Source organism: Sphingobium sp. LB126, assembly GCF_002795205.1.
In the GTDB taxonomy this organism is placed as follows: Bacteria; Pseudomonadota; Alphaproteobacteria; order Sphingomonadales; family Sphingomonadaceae; genus Sphingobium; species Sphingobium chungbukense.
The window spans coordinates 2,518,498-2,539,801 of the sequence record NZ_NETV01000001.1 but is presented as its reverse complement, the minus strand read 5'-3'; the positions used below and the strand labels follow the sequence as shown (position 1 = coordinate 2,539,801).

Annotated in this window: 19 protein-coding genes; 3 read left to right on the top strand and 16 right to left on the bottom strand. The window is 65.1% G+C overall.

Annotated elements, in window-relative coordinates; genetic code table 11:
- Window positions 1–41: 41 nt before the first annotated feature.
- The 11 genes from pnp to rimP all read right to left on the bottom strand — a co-directional run bounded on the left by pnp (window position 42) and on the right by rimP (window position 11,943).
- Window positions 42–2,402 (bottom strand): polyribonucleotide nucleotidyltransferase, encoded by a 2,361-nt coding sequence (gene pnp, locus CAF53_RS12425; protein ID WP_046763408.1) that lies wholly within the window; start codon window positions 2,400–2,402, stop codon window positions 42–44.
- 264 nt (window positions 2,403–2,666) lie between these two features.
- The gene (rpsO, locus tag CAF53_RS12420; RefSeq protein ID WP_046763409.1) at window positions 2,667–2,936 is read right to left on the bottom strand and encodes a 30S ribosomal protein S15; all 270 of its coding nucleotides are present in this window, start codon (window positions 2,934–2,936) and stop codon (window positions 2,667–2,669) included.
- A 17-nt stretch (window positions 2,937–2,953) separates the two neighbouring features.
- On the bottom strand, window positions 2,954–3,847 hold the full coding sequence (gene truB, locus CAF53_RS12415; protein ID WP_100238222.1) for a tRNA pseudouridine(55) synthase TruB: 894 nt from the start codon (window positions 3,845–3,847) through the stop codon (window positions 2,954–2,956).
- A gap of 71 nt (window positions 3,848–3,918) precedes the next feature.
- Window positions 3,919–4,500 (bottom strand): thymidine kinase, encoded by a 582-nt coding sequence (locus CAF53_RS12410; RefSeq protein ID WP_046763411.1) that lies wholly within the window; start codon window positions 4,498–4,500, stop codon window positions 3,919–3,921.
- Window positions 4,501–4,512: 12 nt separating this feature from the next.
- A complete protein-coding gene (locus CAF53_RS12405) occupies window positions 4,513–5,409 on the bottom strand; it encodes an alpha/beta fold hydrolase (protein WP_046763412.1) in 897 nt (298 codons plus the stop codon).
- A 176-nt stretch (window positions 5,410–5,585) separates the two neighbouring features.
- Entirely contained in the window at window positions 5,586–5,981 is a 396-nt protein-coding gene (rbfA, locus tag CAF53_RS12400) for a 30S ribosome-binding factor RbfA (RefSeq protein WP_046763413.1), read from the bottom strand.
- A 108-nt stretch (window positions 5,982–6,089) separates the two neighbouring features.
- Window positions 6,090–8,687, bottom strand: coding sequence for a translation initiation factor IF-2 (gene infB, locus CAF53_RS12395; protein ID WP_100238221.1), 2,598 nt, complete (start codon window positions 8,685–8,687; stop codon window positions 6,090–6,092).
- Window positions 8,688–8,772: 85 nt separating this feature from the next.
- Window positions 8,773–9,429 (bottom strand): DUF448 domain-containing protein, encoded by a 657-nt coding sequence (locus CAF53_RS12390; protein WP_100238220.1) that lies wholly within the window; start codon window positions 9,427–9,429, stop codon window positions 8,773–8,775.
- A gap of 165 nt (window positions 9,430–9,594) precedes the next feature.
- Window positions 9,595–9,828 carry a 4-oxalocrotonate tautomerase family protein gene (locus tag CAF53_RS12385; RefSeq protein ID WP_046763414.1) on the bottom strand — a complete coding sequence of 78 codons (234 nt, stop codon included), beginning with the start codon at window positions 9,826–9,828 and terminating at the stop codon, window positions 9,595–9,597.
- Between the two features lie 6 nt (window positions 9,829–9,834).
- Window positions 9,835–11,406, bottom strand: a complete 1,572-nt coding sequence (gene nusA / locus CAF53_RS12380; RefSeq protein WP_046763415.1) for a transcription termination factor NusA — start codon at window positions 11,404–11,406, stop codon at window positions 9,835–9,837.
- Between the two features lie 12 nt (window positions 11,407–11,418).
- Entirely contained in the window at window positions 11,419–11,943 is a 525-nt protein-coding gene (gene rimP / locus CAF53_RS12375) for a ribosome maturation protein RimP (protein WP_046763416.1), read from the bottom strand.
- A gap of 168 nt (window positions 11,944–12,111) precedes the next feature.
- Here rimP and CAF53_RS12370 point away from each other — a divergent pair, with 168 nt between their 5' ends.
- The gene (locus CAF53_RS12370; RefSeq protein WP_046763417.1) at window positions 12,112–13,245 is read left to right on the top strand and encodes a PQQ-dependent sugar dehydrogenase; all 1,134 of its coding nucleotides are present in this window, start codon (window positions 12,112–12,114) and stop codon (window positions 13,243–13,245) included.
- A gap of 251 nt (window positions 13,246–13,496) precedes the next feature.
- Here the strand turns inward: CAF53_RS12370 and CAF53_RS12365 are convergent, their stop codons facing one another.
- The 3 genes from CAF53_RS12365 to tpiA all read right to left on the bottom strand — a co-directional run bounded on the left by CAF53_RS12365 (window position 13,497) and on the right by tpiA (window position 16,449).
- Window positions 13,497–15,131, bottom strand: coding sequence for a CTP synthase (locus CAF53_RS12365; RefSeq protein ID WP_100238219.1), 1,635 nt, complete (start codon window positions 15,129–15,131; stop codon window positions 13,497–13,499).
- 92 nt (window positions 15,132–15,223) lie between these two features.
- Window positions 15,224–15,601, bottom strand: coding sequence for a preprotein translocase subunit SecG (gene secG / locus CAF53_RS12360; protein WP_046763419.1), 378 nt, complete (start codon window positions 15,599–15,601; stop codon window positions 15,224–15,226).
- Window positions 15,602–15,708: 107 nt separating this feature from the next.
- A complete protein-coding gene (tpiA, locus tag CAF53_RS12355) occupies window positions 15,709–16,449 on the bottom strand; it encodes a triose-phosphate isomerase (RefSeq protein ID WP_100238218.1) in 741 nt (246 codons plus the stop codon).
- Between the two features lie 193 nt (window positions 16,450–16,642).
- On the opposite strand from tpiA, the gene CAF53_RS12350 reads away from it, so the two are divergent.
- Together CAF53_RS12350 and trpE are read left to right on the top strand one after the other, a co-directional pair.
- Window positions 16,643–18,592 carry a peptidylprolyl isomerase gene (locus tag CAF53_RS12350; protein ID WP_100238217.1) on the top strand — a complete coding sequence of 650 codons (1,950 nt, stop codon included), beginning with the start codon at window positions 16,643–16,645 and terminating at the stop codon, window positions 18,590–18,592.
- 22 nt (window positions 18,593–18,614) lie between these two features.
- Complete coding sequence (trpE, locus tag CAF53_RS12345; RefSeq protein WP_100238795.1) at window positions 18,615–20,117, top strand: anthranilate synthase component I; 1,503 nt, start codon at window positions 18,615–18,617, stop codon at window positions 20,115–20,117.
- A gap of 8 nt (window positions 20,118–20,125) precedes the next feature.
- Here the strand turns inward: trpE and CAF53_RS12340 are convergent, their stop codons facing one another.
- Window positions 20,126–20,398, bottom strand: coding sequence for a DUF4242 domain-containing protein (locus CAF53_RS12340; protein WP_100238216.1), 273 nt, complete (start codon window positions 20,396–20,398; stop codon window positions 20,126–20,128).
- Between the two features lie 128 nt (window positions 20,399–20,526).
- Window positions 20,527–21,297, bottom strand: coding sequence for an NUDIX domain-containing protein (locus CAF53_RS12335; RefSeq protein ID WP_100238794.1), 771 nt, complete (start codon window positions 21,295–21,297; stop codon window positions 20,527–20,529).
- Window positions 21,298–21,304 lie beyond the last annotated feature (7 nt).

The following is a 21,304-nucleotide window of genomic DNA, read 5'->3' as shown; positions in this document are numbered from 1 at the left end:
GCCGGGCGCCCTTTTCATGTGTCAAACCGGATGGCTTGCGATCAATCCTGGGTCAGGAAGTCGGGGAGACCGGCATTGCCGCCGTCGTCATCGCCGCCGCCATTGCCACGGCCTTCGCCGCGCGGGCCACGATCACCCCCGCGGTCGCGGCGGGGGCCACGATCACCACGGTCGCCACCACGCCCGCCACGGTCGCCGCCGTCACGGCGCGGGCCACGGCCCCGATCGCCGCGACCTTCGCCGCGATCACCACGGTCGCCGCGCGGTTCACGCGGTTCGCGGGCGGGACGGGTGTCTTCCAGTTCCTCGCCGGTTTCCTGGTCGACGACGCGCATCGACAGGCGAACCTTGCCGCGCGGATCGATCTCGAGGACCTTGACCTTCACTTCCTGGCCTTCCGACACGACGTCGGTCGGCTTTTCGACGCGCTCATTCTTCATTTCGGAGACGTGGACGAGGCCGTCCTTGCCGCCCATGAAGTTCACGAACGCACCGAAATCGACGATGTTGACGACCTTGCCGGTGTAGATCTTGCCGACTTCCGCTTCCTCGACGATGCCGAGAATCCACTTCTTGGCGGCTTCGATCTGGGCGATGTCGGACGAGCTGATCTTGATGATGCCCTCGTCATCGATGTCGACCTTGGCGCCGGTTTCCGCGACGATTTCGCGGATGACCTTGCCGCCGGTGCCGATGACGTCGCGGATCTTCGACTTGTCGATCTGGATCGTCTCGATGCGCGGGGCATGGGCCGACAGTTCGGTGCGGGTCGAGGACAGCGCCTTGCTCATCTCACCCAGGATATGGGCGCGGCCTTCCTTGGCCTGACGCAGCGCGACTTCGAAGATTTCCTGCGTGATGCCGGCAACCTTGATGTCCATCTGCATCGTGGTGATGCCCGCTTCCGTACCGGCCACCTTGAAGTCCATGTCGCCGAGATGATCCTCGTCGCCCAGAATGTCGCTGAGCACGGCGAACTTCGAACCTTCCAGGATCAGGCCCATGGCGATGCCCGACACCGGACGCTTCAGCGGAACGCCCGCGTCCATCATCGAGAGCGAACCGCCGCAGACCGTCGCCATCGAGGACGAGCCGTTGGACTCGGTGATGTCGGACAGGACGCGGATGGTGTAGGGGAACTCGTCCTTGCTCGGCAGGACGGGGTGCAGGGCGCGCCATGCGAGCTTGCCATGGCCGACTTCGCGGCGGCCCGGCGCGCCGAAGCGGCCGACTTCACCGACCGAATAGGGCGGGAAGTTGTAGTGCAGCATGAAGCTTTCATAATGAACGCCGGTCAGGCCGTCGATCATCTGCTCGGCGTCCTTGGTGCCCAGCGTGGTGGTGCAGATCGACTGCGTTTCGCCACGGGTGAACAGCGCCGAACCATGGGTACGCGGCAGGAAGCCGACCATCGCCTCGATCGGGCGGATCTGCGTGGTGGTGCGGCCGTCGATGCGCTTGCCGTCCTTCAGGATGGCGCCGCGCACGATTTCGGCTTCCAGCTTCTTGGTCAGCTTGATGCCGGCCATGACGGTCTGGGCGTCGAGGCCGTCGGCCGCGAACTGGGCCTTCGCCTTGGCGCGGGCTTCGTTGAGGGCGTTGGAGCGGGCCGACTTGTCGGTCAGCTTGTAGGCGGCGGTGATGTCCTTGCCGATCAGCTTCTTGAGCTTCTTCTTGAGGTCATCCAGATCATCGCCCTTGGCGACGTCCCACGGGTCCTTCGCGGCCTTTTCAGCGAGGTCGATGATCGCGTTGACGACCTTCTTCGACGCTTCATGGGCGAACAGGACGGCGCCGAGCATGACGTCTTCCGACAGTTCCTTGGCTTCGGATTCGACCATCATCACGGCATTGCCGGTGGCGGCGACGACCAGGTCGAGTTCGCCGGTCTTCACTTCGTCGAGCGACGGGTTGAGCTGATATTCGCCATCCTTGTAACCGACGCGGGCAGCGCCGATGGGGCCAAGGAAAGGCACGCCCGACAGTGTGAGCGCAGCCGAAGCGGCGATCATCGCAACGATGTCGGGCTCGCTTTCGCCGTCGAAGCTCAGGACCTGGGCAATGACGTTGATTTCGTTATAGAAACCCTCGGGGAAGAGCGGGCGGACCGGCCGGTCGATCAGGCGGGAAACCAGCGTTTCCTTTTCCGTCGCGCCACGCTCACGCTTGAAGAAGCCACCCGGGATGCGGCCGGCGGCCGAATATTTTTCCTGATAGTGGACGGTCAGCGGGAAGAAGTCCTGTCCTTCCTTCACCGACTTGGCGGCGGTCACGGCGCACAGCACCACGGTTTCGCCATAGGTCGCCAGCACGGCGGCGTCGGCCTGACGCGCAATACGGCCGGTTTCGAGCGTCAGGGTCTTGCCACCCAGCTCGATTGATACCTTCTTTACATCGAACATTGGTTTTTTCCTTCGCCCGCCTGGCCCTATTGCCGGGCGGGGCCTGTGTTGCGCGCTATCCGGCGCGCGGCGGTTTCAGGGCATCGTCTGGCCCCTTGGAAAATCGACACCGAATTGCGCGACCTTCCCTTCTTCGTGTTCCTGCGGAGGCAGGAACCCAGTTCCAACGTTTGGACTGGGCTCCTGCCTACGCAGGAGCACGGCAGCTCCAAACCCCAGAATCGGAAACGGCCCCGCTGGGGGGCCGTCCCTTCTTTAGCAGACTTACTTGCGCAGGCCCAGCTTGGTGATGAGGTCGGTATAGCGACCCGCATCCTTTTTCTTGAGATAGTCCAGCAGCGAACGGCGCTTGTTGACCAGCATCAGCAGGCCGCGACGGCTGTGGTTATCCTTGTGGTGACCCTTGAAATGCTCGGTCAGGTTCGAAATGCGCTCCGAAAGGATCGCAACCTGGACTTCCGGCGAACCGGTATCGCCTTCGGCGCGGGCATGTTCCTTGATCAGCGCTTCCTTGCGCTCAGCAGTAATCGACATCGGCTTCCTTTCTGTAACTAGAGATTAAAGCCGCGCACCACCCTGATTTCAGGGCCACTGGCCTCCACCAGCGCGACGGGCGTGTCGCCCTCCATCGCCAGTAACAAGCCGGTATGCGGTTTCCCCACGAGCACCTTCCCCTGTCGGAGAGCCAGCGCATCGTCGGGAGAGACTGCGAGAGCCGGGATGTCGTCCAGCCCTGCGGTCAACGGCAGCATAAGCTGCGCGATGTCGCCGCCCCTAGCAGCTTCGTCCAATTTGTCCAGCGAAATCGCGGATTCGAGGGTGAAGGGACCGGCCTTCACGCGGCGGAGCATGGTGACATGGCCGACTGTGCCGAGTGCCAGAGCGATGTCGCGGGCGAGGGAACGGATATAGGTGCCCTTGGAGACATGGGCGGTGAGGGTGACGGACGCCAGACCGTCCTCTGCCGCCTCCTGCCCCGTAATCGTGAGGGCGTGGATGGTGACGGCGCGCGTCTTCATCTCCACATCTTGGCCCGCGCGGGCAAGGTCATAGGCGCGCTGGCCGTCGATCAATATGGCGGAATAGGCTGGCGGCGCCTGTTCGACCGGGCCGGTGAAGCGGGGCAGGATCGCTTCCACCTCCGCCAGCGTGGGGCGATAGTCGCTGGCGGCGATTTCCTTGCCCTCCAGGTCCAGCGTGTCGGTCTGGACGCCGAACCCAATCGTGAAATCGTAGATCTTGTCGCTGTCGAGCATGCGCCCGGCAAGCTTCGTCGCCTCCCCGACCGCGACCGGCAGCACGCCGGTCGCCAGCGGATCGAGCGTCCCGCCATGGCCGACCTTCCACTTGCCCGCGCCACTCTGGCGCAGGGCGCGTTTCACCGCGCTCACCGCCTGGGTGGAGCCGAGGCCATGAGGTTTGTCGAGGATGATCCAGCCGTGCATGGCGGCGCGCTCTAGCTGTCCTGTGCGCCATTGTCAGCCGTTATCGGGTCGTCGCGGCAGGGTACGGCGGATCAGTGGCCCGATCGCCGTTCGACGAAATGGCGGCGGCAAAGCGCGACATAGCGGTCATTGCCGCCGATTTCGGTCTGTTCGCCCTCGCGGATCGGGCGTCCCTGCGCATCCACGCGCAGGTTCATGGTCGCCTTGCGGCCGCAGTCGCAGATCGTCTTGATCTCCGTCAGCGTGTCGGCCAGACCCAGCAGCGCGGCGCTGCCCTCGAACAATTGCCCCTGAAAATCGGTGCGGATGCCATAGCAGAGGACGGGAATGCCGAGCCGGTCGCACACGGCGGCGAGTTGCCAGACCTGGCCCATGTCCAGGAACTGCGCTTCGTCGACCAGCACGCAGGACAGGCGGTTCTGGGCATGTTCAGTCGCGATGGCGGCGAACAGATCGGTCGCGGTATCGAACAGATGGGCCTGCGCCTCCAGCCCGATGCGCGAGACGATGCGCCCCTGGCCGTAGCGGTCGTCGAGCGCGGCGGTCCACAACATGGTTTCCATGCCGCGTTCGCGATAGTTGAAACTCGATTGCAGCAGGGTCGTGGATTTCCCCGCATTCATCGAACTATAGTAGAAATAGAGCTTCGCCATCTGCGTGGGCTTTCAACGGGCCAGAGGCGCGATCTGCTTGAGGAAACGCACCAGCGCATCGGCCAGAGCGATCCGCTTGTCGGAAAAACTGTGGTCGGTCGGCCAGACCATCAGCCGCGTGTCGGGATTGGCCGACTGGGCGTCGGCCGTAACCTTGCGCGCCATGGCGCCGATCCCCCGTTCCGCGCCGATGATGCTGAGCGGACGGCGGCCGTAACCGACCAGCCGGCGGCCGAGGTCGAATTTCTCGCCATTGGTGCGGATTTCGGCGGTCAGGCTGTCATAGGTCGCCCCTTGCAGCGGCGGGAGGTCGCCGGCGACTTCGGCTTTCCATGCCGCTTCGCCCTGCAGGGTGGCGAGCGCGGCGACGGTTTCGGCGGGGTCCCAGGGGTCGATCAGGAACAGGCCCGCGACACGCGGTTCGGCGGCGGCGACATCGGCGGCCATGAAACCACCCATGCTGTGGCCCGCGACGACGATGGTGCCGGCGTCGATGCGATATCGCGCGATATTGGCCGATTGCTGGAGGAATTGCAGCGCGTTCCACGCATCTTCCGAAGCGTGGTTGAAGGAGAAGCTGCCGGGGCTGCCCCAACTGCCGCGATAATGGAGCGTCAGGACATTCCACCCGGCGCGGCGGGCGGCTTGCGCCAGGTCCAGATTCTGCTCATTGCCGGGGAAGCCGTGGAGCAGCAGCAGCGTCGGATGAAGGCCCGAACCCGCAGCGGTGTACATGACGGCGTTGAGCGCGCCGTCTTCGGAGGGGATGGCGAAGGCGCTCATGCCTGGGGGATAGGCGGCGTCGGGCGCGGGGTCGCTGATGACGGCGGGATGGACCGGCGCTTCCCTGGCGGCGGCGGGCGTGGCGAGAGCCAATATTCCGCCCAAGAGAATTGCGATGCCTTTCATGCGCCTTGCCCCCTTTTTCCGATTGCGGGTGAGACGCTGTTAGCCCGGACGCGCCGTCCCGTCGACGGGAAGAATGAGCGCTTCCCCTCTCCTCCGTTTGCGCGCCCGCATAAGGAAGTGGGAGGCTTCGACAGGCTCAGCCCGCACGGAAGTGGCGCATGGGATTGGGGAGCGCCCTATTCCTCGTCGGGCTGTTCCAGATCGCGGGCGACCTTGGGATCGCGGAGCAGCCGGTCGATATGCGTGCCTTCGTCGAAGCTCTCGTCCGCGAGGAATTTGAGCTTCGCCGCATATTTGAGGCGCACGCGGGTCGCGACCTCCCGCTGGAGATAGGCGGTGTTGGTGCGCAGCGCCTTGATCACCGCAGCCTCATCCTGCCCCAGCAGCGATTTGATGAAGACCGTCGCATGGCGCAGATCGGGCGACATGCGCACTTCGGTGACGCTCACCACATGACTGGCGAGTACATCGTCATGCACGTCGCCGCGCTGGAGGATGTCGGACAGCACATGGCGCACCTGTTCGCCCACGCGGAGCAGACGGACGGAGGGGCCTTCATTTTGTTGAGCCATAGCCAAAATTCCTCCCTCCCCCAGAGTGATTGCCGGGTCGGCAGGTGGAACCACCTGCCGACCCGGCAATCATGTAAAACAAACCTCCGGAGGGAGGGTTTTATCCACTTACAACGTGCGGGCGCGTTCCTCGACCTCGAACAGTTCGAGCGTATCGCCGGGCTTGATGTCGTTGGTGTCCTGAAGCACCGCACCGCATTCCATGCCCGCACGGACTTCGGACACGTCGTCCTTGAAGCGGCGGAGCGAGGCGATGTGGGTGCGCGACACGATGACATCGTCGCGGGTAAGGCGCGCCGACAACCCCTTGCGGATGATGCCGTCGAGGACGAGCAGACCGGCGGCCTTGTCCTTCTTGCCCGCCGGGAACACCTGAAGCACCTCGGCACGGCCGACGATGGTTTCGATGCGCTCCGGAGCCAGCTGGCCCGCCATTTCGCCGCGAACCTCTTCGAGCAGGTCGTAGATCACGTCATAATAGCGCAGCGAGATCTTCTCGCGCTCGGCAAGCTGGCGCGCCTTGGCATTGGGACGCACGTTGAAGCCGATCAGCGGCGCGCGGCTGGCGGCGGCCAGCGTGACGTCGCTTTCGGTGATCGCGCCGACGCCCGAATGCAGGATGCGGACCTTGATCTCGTCGGTCGAGATCTTGTTGAGCGACGAGACGATCGCTTCCACCGAACCCTGCACGTCGCCCTTCACCACCACCGGATATTCGATGACCGTCGTGTTGAGCGCCGAGAACATATGTTCGAAGCTGGTCGGGGCGGCCGTGGTCCGCTTCTTGGTCGCCTGTTCCTGACGGTAGGCGGCGACTTCGCGGGCGCGGGCCTCATTCTCGACGACGGTGAGCTGGTCGCCCGCCATCGGCACGCCGGACAGACCCAGCACCTCGACCGGGGTCGAGGGACCGGCGGTCTTCACCTGCTGGCCCTTGTCGTTGATCATCGCGCGGACCTTGCCGCTTTCCGAGCCGATGACGAAGGTGTCGCCGATCTTCAGCGTCCCCTTGCGGACCAGCACGGTCGCGACCGCACCGCGGCCCTTGTCGAGCTGCGCCTCGATCACATTGCCTTCGGCGGCGCGATCGGGGTTGGCGGTCAGTTCGAGCAGTTCGGCCTGGAGCAGGATCTTCTCGAGCAGTTCGTCGAGGCCGGTCTTCTTGAGCGCCGAAACCTCCACGTCCTGAACGTCGCCGCCCATATCCTCGACCACGACCTCCTCGCTCAGCAGGCGCTCTCGCACCTTCTGCGGATTGGCTTCGGGCTTGTCGCACTTGTTGATCGCGACGATCATCGGCACGCCGGCCGCCTTGGTATGGTTGATCGCCTCGACCGTCTGCGGCATCAGGCCGTCGTCCGCCGCCACCACCAGGATGACGATGTCGGTGACGTTGGCACCGCGAGCGCGCATTTCCGAGAAAGCCTCATGGCCCGGCGTGTCGAGGAAGGTGATGAGATCGCCGCCCTTCGTCTTGATCTGATAGGCGCCGATATGCTGGGTGATGCCGCCGCTTTCGCCCGACACGACATTGGTGCCGCGCAGGGCGTCCAGCAGCGAGGTCTTGCCATGGTCGACATGGCCCATGATGGTCACGACCGGCGCACGGGGCTGTAGCGTTTCGGGCGCGTCAGCCTCACCCTCGATACCGATTTCGACGTCGGCGTCGGACACGCGCTGGATGCGGTGGCCGAATTCCTCGACCAGCAATTCTGCGGTGTCCTGATCGATCGCCTGGTTGAGCGTGACGGCGGTGCCCATCTTGAACAGGGCCTTCACCAGATCCGCGCCCTTTTCGGCCATGCGGTTGGCGAGTTCCTGAACGGTGATGCTTTCCGGCACGACCACGTCGCGCGACTGCTTTTCGCGCTGCTGGGCGCCGCCCGAATAATGGGCGCGGCGTTCCTTCTCACGGGCACGCTTGAGCGCGGCGAGGCTGCGGGCACGGGCGCTGTCGTCGTCCGCAAGGGCGCGGGTGACGGTCAGCTTGCCGGCCTGGCGGCGATTGTCGTCGCCCCGCTTGGCGCGGTCGGGCTTGGCCGGTTCGGGACGCTTGACCGGCGCGACCGGCGTGAAGCGGCGCGGCGGCGGCATGGTGGAAGAGGTGGTGGTCGTCGCGGCGGGCTTTGCCTCGGCGGCGGGGGCCGGTTCGGCCGCGGCGGCAGGCGCCGCTTCCTCGACCGGCGCGGGCGCGGCGGCAGGAGCATCGGCGGCTTCGGCGGCCTGACGCGCGGCTTCGGCCTCAGCGGCTTCGGCGGCGAGGCGATTTTCCTCGGCCCGGCGCTTTTCTTCCTCGGTCGCGGCCTGACGCTGGGCGTCTTCGCGGCGGCGCGCTTCCTCCAGCGCGTTCATGCGGGCTTCCTCCGCCTCGCGCAGCAGCTTCGCCTGCAATTCCTGACGCGACATCAGGCTCTGCGGCGGGGCCGGGCGCGCGGGGGCGGCAGGCTGCGGCGCGCGGGTCTGCTGCGGCGCAGGCGTGGGCTCGGCCGGGGCGGCGGCGACGGGCCTGGGATCGGCCTGCGGCTCAGGCGCAGCGTGACCGGCTTCGCCCGGCTTGCCCAGGATGCGGCGCCGCTTCACCTCAACCACGACCGTATTCTTGCGGCCATGGCTGAACTGCTGCTGCACCTGACCGGACTCGACCGTGCGCTTGATCCCCAGCGGCTTGCGGCCCAGAACCGGCTTGTCTTCCTTGCTGTCACTCATACGACTGAACTATACCCTTCACATCAACCCGACCGGCAAGGCCCGTCGGCGCCTTCATTCAATAAGCTGCTATCGACAGATTACGTTAGGCGCCCAGCACACCGGCGGAGTCCCGCTCCCCATGCACCGGCGCTCCGTTAGCGCAACCCAGATAGCTTTCCAAGCGGCCTATGGCGCCGCGCAGACGTGACGCCGCACGCGAGTCGGTCACCGCGATATGGACGACATTGTCCCGCCCCATTGCCATAGATAGGGCGTGTCGGTCCACAGGCAAGACGATGCCCGCCAAATCCGTGCCCTCCGCCTCCTGCCCGACGCGCAGCGCCTGGTCGAGTTTGCGGTTGCCGTCGGCGGCCGCATCGGCGGCGTGGAGCAGCAGCGTCACGTCGCCCTTGCGGCAGGCGACATCGATCTTTTCGGAGCCGGTCAGGACCATGGATGCCTTCGCTTCCAGGCCGAGGCGGTCGAGCAACGCCTTGCGCAAGCCGTCCTCGATAAGAGCAGGCAGCGTGTCGGGGATGTGCAGGTCGCCGGTCTTGAAAGCGCGGGCGAGCGCGCCCTTGAGCTTGCCCTTGGCCAGCGCCTGTTCGAGTTCGGTGCGGGAGACGCCGATCCACGCGCCTCGGCCGGGGGCCTTGGCGCGGATATCGGGCAGGATTTCGCCGTTCGGACCGCAAGCGAGGCGGACCAGCATGTCCGGATCGGCGCGGTCGCCCGACAGGATGCATTTGCGTTCGGTCATGGGCGCGCCTCCTCATTAAGCGCCGTATTCCTGCGCAGGCAGGAATCCAGTTCAGCGCTATCACGAAGATGCGACGGCGGGACTGGGCTCTTACGAGCCACTCGTCTCGTGCGAGTGCCTTCGCAGGAGCACGTTTCCCGAACGGCGATGTTGGAGCTTAACCTCTCATCGGGAAGTGACCGCAGCATGGGCGTCCTCCCCTGCTTTGGGCGCATCGCGATCAGCGATAAGCTGACCGCCAGACCCGTAATTTTCCGTCGAAATCTCGGAAATCACCACCTGGACGGCAGCGGGCGACTTCCCCAGACGCTCGACGAGCGACCGGGTGACGTCGGCGACGATGGCCGCCTTCTGCTCCTTGGTGGCGTTTCCGGCCAGACGGATGTCGACGAAAGGCATCTGGGCTTACGCTTCCTCGTCTTCGAACCAATGGGCGCGCGCGGCCATGATGATCTCATTGCCCTGTTCTTCGCTGAGGCCATATTCGGCGAGAATCCCGCCCTTGTCCTCTTCCTTGTTCTCGCGGCGGCGGCGCTGGTCGACGCGCTTCTTGGCGACCAGTTCGTCGGTGGCAAGGTCGGCCAGATCGTCGAGCGTCTTGATGCCCGCCTTGCCCAGCGTCACCAGCATGGCTTCGGTGAGGTGGGGCATATCGGCCAGCGCGTCCTCGACGCCCAGCGCCTGGCGCTCCTCGCGCGCAGCGGCTTCGCGCCGGTCCAGCGCTTCCTGCGCGCGGCTTTGCAGCTCCTGCGCCAATTCCTCGTCGAAGCCCTCGATCGCGGCCAGTTCGTCGATGCCGACATAGGCCACTTCCTCCAGCTCGCCAAAGCCTTCGGCCACCAGAAGCTGCGAGAGGGTTTCGTCGACGTCCAGTTCGTTCTGGAACAGTTCGGAGCGGGCGACGAATTCCTTCTGGCGCTTCTCGGACGCGTCGGCCTCGGTCATGATGTCAATGGCCTTGCCGGTGAGCTGCGAAGCAAGACGGACATTCTGGCCGCGGCGGCCGATGGCGAGCGAGAGCTGATCGTCGGGAACGACGACTTCGATGCGTTCCTCTTCCTCGTCGATGACGACGCGGGCGACCTGCGCGGGCTGGAGCGCGTTGACGACGAAAGTCGCGGTGTCCTCGCTCCAGGGGATGATGTCGATTTTTTCGCCCTGCATTTCCTGCACGACGGCCTGCACGCGGCTGCCCTTCATGCCGACGCAGGCGCCGACCGGGTCGATGCTCGAATCGCGGCTGATGACGCCGATCTTGGCGCGCGAACCCGGATCGCGGGCGGCGGCCTTGATCTCGATCACGCCGTCATAGATTTCGGGCACTTCCTGCGCGAACAGCTTTTTCATGAACTCGGGATGCGCGCGGCTGAGGAAAATCTGCGGGCCACGGTTTTCGCGGCGCACGTTCAGGATCACCGAGCGGATGCGGTCGCCGACGCGGACGACTTCGCGGGGAATCTGCTGGTCGCGGCGGATGACGCCCTCGGCGCGGCCCAGGTTCACGACGACATGGCCGAATTCGACGGACTTCACGACGCCGGTGATGATCTCACCCACGCGGTCCTTGAATTCCTCATGCTGGCGCTCGCGCTCGGCATCGCGGACCTTCTGGAAGATCACCTGCTTGGCCGACTGGGCGTCGATGCGGCCCAGATCGATCGGGGGCAGCGGATCGACGATGAAGTCGCCGATCACGGCGTCCTTCTTCAGCTTCTGCGCCTGACGCAGATCGACCTGCTTGAAATAATCGTCGACCGCCTCGACCACCTCCACGACGCGCCACAGGCGCAGGTCGCCGGTGTCCGGGTCCAGCTTCGCGCGGATGTCGTTTTCCGCGCCATAGCGCGCACGGGCGGCACGCTGGATCGCGTCTTCCATCGCCTCGATGACGATCGCCTTGTCGATCATCTTCTCGCTGGCGACACTGTTCGCAATGGCGAGCAGTTCGGCCTTGTTGGCGGAAATGGCGTTGGCCATGGTCGTAAACCCTTATTCTTCGGTTTCGAACTCGTCCGCCCCATCGGAGGAGAGCGGCATACTAGCAGCAATCAGCGCGTCGGTCAGTATCAGCTTGGCATCCCCGACCAGCGCGAAAGGGATGACCACCTCACCGGCCTTGGCGTCGGTGAACAAAATATCTTCGCCCTCGATACCCTTCAGCACGCCCCGGAAGCTCTTGCGGCCCGAGACGGTTTCGGTGGCGGCGATCTTCGCCTCATGCCCGGCCCATTCGAGGAAATCGGTGAGGCGGGTCAGCGGGCGGTCGATGCCGGGCGAGCTGACTTCCAGGCGATAGGCCTCCTCGATCGGGTCGGCTTCATCGAGCACGTCCGAAAGGCGGCGGGAGATGGTGGCGCAATCCTCGATGACGAGCTGCTTCGTTGCGGGCCGTTCGGCCATGATCTGAAGCGTATATTCGTCACCCGACCCGAACAGCTTGATGCGCACGAGGTCGAAGCCCAGGGCTTTCACCTCCGGTTCGATCAGGGCTGTCAGTTCGGCGATGTCCGCCATGGATTCTCCAGAAACAAATGTGCAGCCTCCCCGTCGCCGCAAGCGATCCGCTCGCGACCCCGACATGTTTGACGATGTAAGGAAGCAAGGGCGATATAGGCGCGATGCCGCAAAGCTGCAACAACATTTGTTGTGGGGCATTGCAGCACCCGACGAGGAGAAGAAAAGATGCGCCATTTCGCCCTGACCGCCCTGCCGCTGGCCCTGATCGCCTGTTCGGCGGACGATGCCACTGGGCAAAACGCCACTGCGGACAAGCCGTTCAAGACGTCGGTGATCGCGGATTTCGATTCTCCCTGGGCGATGACCTTCCTGCCGGACGGGCGGATGCTGATCACCGAGAAGGCAGGTGAGATGATCCTGTTCGATCCGAAGAACGGGACGAAAATCCCGGTCGCGGGGATTCCGGCGGTCGACAGCGCGGGACAAGGGGCGCTGATGGATGTCGTGCTGGCGCCCGGTTTCGCGGACAATAAGAAGGTCTATTTCAGTTTTTCCGAGGCTGGCGAGGGCGGCAAGGGGGTGGCGCTCGCTACCGGCACTTTCCATCAGGCGAGCGACGGGACGACGAAGCTCGACGGCGTGAAGGTGATTTTCCGCGCCAGTCCCTATGTCGACGGCAATGGCCATTATTCGGGGCGAATCGCCTTTTCGCCGGATGGGAAATATCTGTTCTTCGCCAATGGCGAACGGCAGAAATTCGATCCGGCGCAGGACCCCAAATCCACCTTGGGCAAGGTGTTACGGCTGAATCTCGACGGCACGGCGGCGGCTGGGAATCCCTTGGCGGCGAAGGGGTTTCATCCGGCGGTCTGGTCCTATGGCCATCGCAACCTGCTGGGGATCGCCTTCGACAAGGACGGGCGGCTGTGGGAGCAGGAAATGGGGCCGAAGGGCGGGGATGAGGTGAACCTCATCAAGCCGGGATTGAATTACGGCTATCCCCTCGCCTCCAATGGCAGCCATTATGACGGGCGGGACATTCCCGACCACAGGCCGGGCGATGGGTTCGAAGCGCCCAAGCTCTGGTGGAATCCGGTGATCTCGCCGGGCGGGCTTGCCTATTATTCGGGCGACCTGTTTCCGAAATGGAAGGATTCGCTGTTCATCGGCGGGCTGTCCAGCCAGTCGCTGGTGCGGGTGAAACTGGATGGGGAGAATGCCGCCAAGGCCGACCAGTGGGACATGGGCGCACGCATCCGGGAGGTGGAGCAAGGGCCGGATGGGGCGCTGTGGCTGCTGGAGGATGGCGGGCAAGGGTCGCAGGGGCGGTTATTGAAATTGACGCCTGCCCAGGGGTGACCCCCGTGTTCCTGCGCAGGCGGGAACCTAGAGCATCGTGCGCAAAGTGGGAACCGGTTTTGCGCTTAAAACGATGCGACAACAAAAACTTAGAGCGCGCGGCTTGCGTACGATTTAACGCAGCGCGCTCTAGTTCAAGCGGTGCGTGTTTATTCAGACGGCGGGACTGGGCTCCTGCCTTCGCAGGAGCACGTTGTTGTTTAATCCCCTTTACCGCGAACGAAAAACGGGGCCTGTCCGGCCCCGTTTTCTTACACCAACCGGCTCTGCTTGACTGCCGCTTCGATGAAGCTCGCGAACAAGGGATGCGGGTCGAAGGGTTTCGACTTGAGTTCCGGGTGGAACTGCACGCCCACGAACCATGGATGGTCCGGCCGCTCGACGATCTCAGGCAGCATGCCGTCGGGCGACATGCCAGAGAAGATCAGGCCGCCTTTCTCCAGCGGCTCGCGATAGCCGGCATTGACTTCATAGCGGTGGCGGTGACGTTCGCTGATGTCGGTCGCGTTGTAGATGCCTGCGACGACGCTGTTGCCGGTGAGTTTGGCGGGATAGGCGCCCAGGCGCATGGTTCCGCCCAGATCGGTCTCGGCGGTGCGCTTTTGCAGGCCTTCCTTGCTCATCCATTCGGTGATGAGGCCGACGACCGGTTCGCTGGTTTCCCCGAACTCCGTGGTCGAGGCGTTTTCGATGCCCGCCGTGTTCCGCGCGCCCTCGATGCAGGCCATCTGCATGCCCAGGCAGATGCCGAAGAAAGGCACATGGCGTTCGCGAGCGAACTTGACCGAGGCGATCTTGCCCTCCGACCCGCGCACGCCGAAGCCGCCCGGGACGAGGATGCCGTGCATCGGTTCCAGGCGGGCGGCGATGTCGGCGCCCTCCTCCTCGAACAGTTCGGCATCGATCCACTTGATGTTCACCTTCACCCGGTTGGCGAAACCGCCATGGTGCAAGGCTTCGTGGAGCGATTTATAGGCATCGGGCAGGCCGACATATTTGCCGACGACGCCGATCGTGACTTCGCCCTCGGGATTCTGCTGGCGGTCCATGATGTCGTGCCAACGGTCGAGCCTGGGCGCGGGCGCATTGTCGATGCCGAAGGCGCGCAGCACTTCGTCGTCCAGCCCTTCGGCATGATATTGGGTCGGAACGGCATAGATGCTGCTGGCGTCGAGCGCGGGGATGACCGCTTCGGGGCGGACGTTGCAGAACAGCGCAATCTTCCTGCGCTCGCTTTCCGGCAGCGGATGTTCGCAGCGGCAGAGCAATATGTCGGGCTGGATGCCGAGCGAGGTCAGTTCGCGCACGCTATGCTGGGTCGGCTTCGTCTTCAGCTCGCCGGCCGCCGCGATATAGGGTACCAGCGTCACATGGACGAAGATCGCCTGGCCGCGATCAAGGTCGTTATGCAACTGGCGGATCGCCTCCATGAAGGGCAGCGATTCGATGTCGCCCACCGTGCCGCCGATCTCGCACAGCACGAAATCGAGGTCTTCGGTGTCGGCGGTGGCGAAGGCCTTGATCTCGTCCGTGACGTGCGGGATCACCTGCACCGTCGCGCCCAGATAGTCGCCGCGCCGTTCCCGCTGGATGATGGTCTGATAGACCCGGCCCTGCGTCACATTGTCCGACTGCCGCGCCGAAACGCCGGTGAAGCGCTCATAATGGCCAAGGTCGAGGTCGGTTTCCGCCCCGTCGTCGGTCACATAGACCTCACCATGCTGATACGGGCTCATCGTGCCCGGATCGACGTTGAGATAGGGATCGAATTTCCGAATGCGAACACGGAAACCTCGCGCCTGCAACAGAGCTGCAAGCGAAGCGGCCATCAGGCCCTTGCCAAGCGAGGAGACCACGCCGCCGGTGATGAAAATATACCGCGCCATGGGAGGAGAGGCTTAGCCTTTTACAAACGAGTTGGGCAAGCGCGCGAATCATCGCGCGTGCGAAAAAAGATCGAAATGATCGTTAACGGGATTTAGTTAGCGAGCGGAACCGCCCCGTTGGCGGCATTGCCGCTCGCCGCACCCGCAGCGCCGGCCAGGGGATCGTTGCCCGTCGCCGGTGCCGGAGCGGTCGCCGGAGCCGTCGGTGCCTGCTTGACGAGCGACGTATCGATGTCGCTCGGACGATGCTGGACCGAAGCGATCACCGCCAGCACGATCGACAGCGTCACGAAGATGCCGGCGAGAATCGTGGTCGAACGGGTCAGGAAATCCGCCGCGCCGCGCGCCGACATGAACCCCGCCGGGCTGCCGCCGACGCCCAGGCCGCCGCCTTCCGACTTCTGCATCAGGATGACGGTGACCAGCAAGGCGGCGACAATGGCCTGCACGACAAGGATGAAGGTGAACATGGCTAGCGAATAATGTCCGGTAAAGGGTGCGTTGCCGCGCACATAGCGATGATGAGGCGCGGGGGCAACCGCCCCCGGCGCCTTGCGCCTGCGATGGGGCGTTTAATTCAGGCCGCGGCCGCGATCACCGGCGCGAATTTCTCCGCCGTCAGGCTCGCACCGCCGACCAGCCCGCCATCGACATCGGCCAGCGCCAGCAGTTCCGCCGCATTTTCGCCGTTCATCGATCCGCCATAGAGGATGCGCATGGCGTCGGCCTCTACCCCGATCCGGCTCGCCAGCGCGGCGCGCAGGGCGGCATGCATGGCGGCGACCGCTTCCATGGTGGGGATTCGGCCCGTGCCGATCGCCCAGATCGGCTCATAGGCGATGGCCAACCAGTCCGCAGCTGCCCCTTCCGGCAGAGACGCCAGCAACTGCGCCGAGACCACCGCTTCGGCATTGCCCGCATCGCGAACGTCCAGGCTTTCGCCGACGCAGAGAATGACTTTCAGCCCTGCCGCCTTCGCCGCCAGCGCCTTCACCGCGATGTCGGCGTCGGTTTCGCCCTGGTCCTGCCGCCGCTCGCTATGGCCGACGATGGTCCAGCTTGCACCCGCCTCCGCCAGCATCGCGGCGGAAAGGCAGCCGGTATGCGCGCCGCTGGCCTTCATATGGCAATCCTGCGCGCCGAGGAAGGCCGCGCCCTTCACGCCGTCCGCCGCCGCGATCAGCGTAGCGGGCAGGCACAGGCCGACTTCCACCGCCGGATGCTCCTGCGCCAGGCCGCCGATCGCCTCCACCTCGCCCAATTGGGCGCGCAGGCCGTTCATCTTCCAGTTACCGACAACCAGCTTCCGCCTGCCCATCGATCTTTCCCCTTATGGTTATTGCTGCACGGTCCCCGACAGCGCCGCTCTCCAACAGGACCGCCGGGTTGGCCGAGCCGATGAACGGCGCACGGGCATTTGTCCAGCCTTGCGCCCGTCGCGCCCCTTGCCCACGCGACGATCCGCCCTTAAAGCGGGCCGCCATCAAAGCCGCATTTACGGACTTTCCTCCATGCTTTCAGTCTTTCGCCGTTTCATCCACTCCAAATTCGGCGCCTTCGCGGCCCTGATCTTCCTCGGAATCGTCGCGGCGGCCTTCATCTTGGGGGACATCACCAGCGGCAAGTTCGGCTCGTCGCTGGGCGCCGGGGAAACCGCGGCGAAAGCGGGCGGATCGCGCCTGACGGTGACGGAATTGCAGGAACGGGTGCAACGTGTGTTCGAAAATGCGCGGCGGTCCAATCCTGGCCTACAGATCGGCGATTTCCTGGCGCAGGGCGGTGCGGCACAGGTCTATGACCAGCTCGTCTCCTCGCTGACGCTGAAGGAATATGCGAGCGACCAGAAGATCCATATCTCCAAGCGGCTGGTCGATGCGCAGATCGCGCAGATCCCGGCCTTCCAGGATGCCGCCGGCAATTTCAGCCAGGAGAATTTCCGCCAGCTGCTGATGCGCGAGCGCATCACCGAGCAGGCGCTGCGGGACGATATCAGCCGCGAGATACTGGAGCGGCAGATGCTGGCGCCGCTCGGCCTTGGCGTGAAGCTGAGCGATTCCATGGTTCTGCCCTATGCCTCGCTGCTGCTGGAGGCACGGCAGGGCACGATCGCGGCGGTCCCGGCCAGCGCGTTCAAGGACATCAAGGATCCGATCGACGCGCAGCTCAATGATTTCTACAAGAGCAATGCCGCGCGCTACACGATCCCGGAACAGCGCCGCATCCGCTATGCCGTGATCGACGTGGAGCGCTTCGCCCAGGCGGCGCAACCCACCGATGCGGAGATCGCCGCCTATTACAACCAGAACAAGACGGCCTATGCCGCCAAGGACAGCCGCAGCTTCGAGCGGCTCATCCTTCCGACCGAGGCGGGCGCCAAGGCCATTGCCGATCAGGTGAAGGGCGGCAAGTCGCTGGCCGCCGCCGCGCAGGGCGCGGGCCTTTCCGTCTCGGAACTGAGCGACGAAAGCCGCGAGGCGCTGACCGCCGCATCGTCCGCCGCCATCGCCAATGCGGGCTTTGCCGCCAAGCAGGGCGAACTGGTGGGGCCGATGCGCGGATCGCTGGGCTGGGTGCTGCTGCGCGTCACGGCGGTCAAGACGACCCCTGTCCACACGCTGGAAGCGGTGCGCAGCGAAATCGTCGCCACGCTGCGCACGCAGAAGGAGAAGAAGCTGCTCAGCGACTTCACCGGCAAGATCGAGGACCAGATCGCCAATGGCGGCAGCTTCGAGGAAGTGGTGAAGGACAATGGCCTGAAGCTGGAAACCACCCCCTTCCTCGTGTCCACCGGCAAGCAGGTCGAGGATGCGGCCTATCAGCTGCCGGCCGATGTGAAGCCGTTGCTCGCCCCCGTCTTCGCGATGAGCCAGGACGACGATGCGCAACTGATCCCGATCGCCGCCGACCAGCGCTATGCGCTGGCCGCGCCCGGCGACGTCCAGGCCGCGGCGCCGCCGCCCCTCGCCAAGATCAGGACGCTGGTGGTGATGCAGTACAAGCTGGCCCAGGGCAATGAGAAGGCGAAGGCCATCGCCGAACAGATCCGGGCCAAGGTGGCCAAGGGCACGAAACTGTCCGACGCGATCGCGGCGGCCGGCGTCGCCCTGCCCGCACCCCAGACCGTAGGCGGCCGCCGGGCCGACATCATGCGCAGCGGGCAACGCCCCCCGGCGGAAGTCGCGATGCTCTTCTCGATGGCGGCCAACAGCGTGAAGATGCTGCCGATCGGCGAGGATCGCGGCTATTTCGTGGTGCAGTTGAACGGCATCAAGCGCGGCGACGCGGGCAACGACAAGGCGCTGCTGAACCAGGTCCGCGACCAGCTCAGCGATGTCGTCGGCCAGGAATATGGCCAGCAGTTCGAGCGCGCCGTCGAAAAGGAGATGGGCGTCAAGCGCAACCCGGCGGCCGTCGCCAGCGTCCAGCGCGCGCTGACCAGCAGCAATGGCAGCGGCCAGTAAGATGGCGGGCGGAACGGCGGGAATGGATGGCATCGACAGCGCGCGCAAGGCACTGGCGGCGGGGCAATCCGCGCTGGTGTGGCGGCGCCAGATCGCCGACACCGACACGCCGATTTCCGCCGCCCTCAAATTGTTCGAAGCCGATCGCGGCGACTTCCTGCTCGAATCGGTCGAGGGCGGCGCGGTGCGCGGCCGTCACAGCCTGATCGGCCTGGCCCCCGATCTCGTCTTCCGGGCGCAGGGACAGGTGGCGCAGATCAACCGCCAATGGGCGACCGACAGGGAGGCATTCCAGCCGGAAAGCCGGGGGGCGCTGGACGCATTGCGCGCACTGGTCGCGGAATGCCGGGCGCCGCTCGATCCGGCACTGCCCGCCGCCCTCGCCTGCCTCGTCGGTTATTTCGGCTATGAAACGGTCGGGCTGGTGGAAAAGCTGCCCCGTCCGCCGGAAAACCCCATGGCCCTGCCCGACATGCTGTTCGTGCGGCCGACCGTCATATTGGTGTTCGACCGGCTGGCCGACGCCCTCTTTCTGGTCGCGCCGGTCTGGAAGGGCAGCTTCACCGATGCCGACCGCGCCGTCGAAGAGGCGCTGGAGCGGATCGACGCCGTCGCCGCGCGGCTGGCGGCGCCCCTGCCCGCACAGGCCGCTCCCGCCGAGATCGCCGATGTCGCGGTGACGCCGGTGCTGGAACCGGGCCGCTATGCCGCGATGGTCAACAGGGCGAAGGACTATATCGTCGCGGGCGACATCTTCCAGGTGGTGCTGGCACAGCGTTTCACCAGCCCCTTCACCCTGCCGCCGATCGCGCTTTACCGCGCGCTGCGGCGAATCAATCCCTCGCCTTTCCTTTATTATCTCGACTTGCCGGGCTTTGCGATCATCGGGTCCAGTCCGGAGATCCTGGTCCGGGCGCGCGACGGCGAAGTCACGATCCGTCCGATCGCCGGCACCCGCCCGCGCGGCAGGAATGCCGTGGAGGACGCGGCCAACCGCGAAAGCCTGCTGGCCGACCCCAAGGAGCGGGCGGAACATCTGATGCTGCTCGACCTTGGCCGCAACGATGTCGGCCGGGTCGCGACGGCGGGCAGCGTGACGGTCACGGACAGCTATACCGTCGAATTCTACAGCCATGTGATGCACATCGTCTCCAACGTGGTCGGGCGGCTGGCGCCGGAAAAGGATGCGCTGGACGCCCTGTTCGCGGGCTTCCCGGCGGGCACCGTCTCGGGCGCGCCCAAGGTGCGGGCGTGCGAGATCATCGCCGAGCTGGAGCCGGAAACGCGCGGCGCCTATGCCGGCGGCGTCGGCTATTTCGGGCCGGACGGCAATATGGACAGTTGCATCGTGCTGCGCACCGCGGTGCTCAAGGACGGCGTGATGCATGTCCAGGCGGGCGCCGGGATCGTCGCGGATTCAACCGCCGAATATGAGCAGCGCGAATGCGAGGCGAAGAGCGGCGCGCTGCTCGCGGCGGCGCGGGAAGCGGTCGCGCTGGCCCGTCAATCCGGCTTCGGCCAGTAAATCAGGTCTCAATCCGCCGTCGTCGGATCGATCGTCGCGCGCACCTCGGCAATGCTGTTGGCCGGGAACCCCGCCATCTCGGCATGTTGGCGGATCAGATCCTCGCTGGGCGCGCGATAGACGCAGTAGATCTTGTCGTCCGTCACATAGCTGTGCACCCACTGGATGTCCGGGCCGAGCTGGCGCAGGACATTGCAAGACCCCTGCGACGCGCCCTTGAGCTGCTCGCCCGACAATTGGCCGACGCCCGGCATGTCCCGTTCGATCACATATTGCGGCATGATATCCTCCCCGTCTGAGGGCCGGGGGAGTGTACGCCTTTTGCGCCCCCGGTTCGAGAGGCGATATCGGGGTAGGCTTCCACGGCAGGCGTGGCGAATCCGGTCTGCCGATCACAGGTCGCCGTGCCTCAGCCGCGTCGGACGGTCCCTATGGATTCCGACGTCACCGGATAGCCCAGATGGGCGGGGATGCACAGATGCCGCTCCCCATCCCTGTCCTCGAACCAGGGCGTCACCTTCTCGACCGGGATCGACCAGGCGTGGGCCGCCAGAGCGCCATAGCTGCCAAATTGCGCCAGCCGCTCCAGATTGCGCCGCGTCGGAAAGACGATCCGCGCCTCTCCCCGGTCGCAATATGCCAGCGTGTCGGCAGCGCCGCTCCAGAAGAGCCTCACATTTTCGGTGGCATCGACGCTCGCCACCTGCCCTTCCGGCGCGCGGGCGAGATAGAAGCGGGTATCGAACACGCGACGCGCCATCTCGAACGGGGCGGGTTGCCAGCGGGCGAAGGGCACGAGCGCATCCAGTGCAAGCTCCAGCCCGTGGACGCTCAGGACCTCGCCGAAACCCATTCCTTCCGCCAAGGCCCGGCGCATGGCCACGATCCGATCCGCTTCGACAGGCCGGGTAAAGGCGATGGCGAGGCCGCTTTCCTCCAGCGTTTCACGGATCGCCGCGATGCGCGCTGCGGCTTCGTCAAGCGCCAGTTGCCCGCCGATCGCTGTCGCCAAGGCGTGATCGCCCGCATCCAACGCACCGCCGGGAAAGACCAGGGCACCCGCCGCGAAGGCCATGCTCGATGCCCGTTCCATCATCAGGATTTCAGGCGCGGAACCAGGACAATCGCGCAAGATGACCACCGTCGCAGCCTCACGGCTTTCTGAAACACCATCTGTCATGGAACCG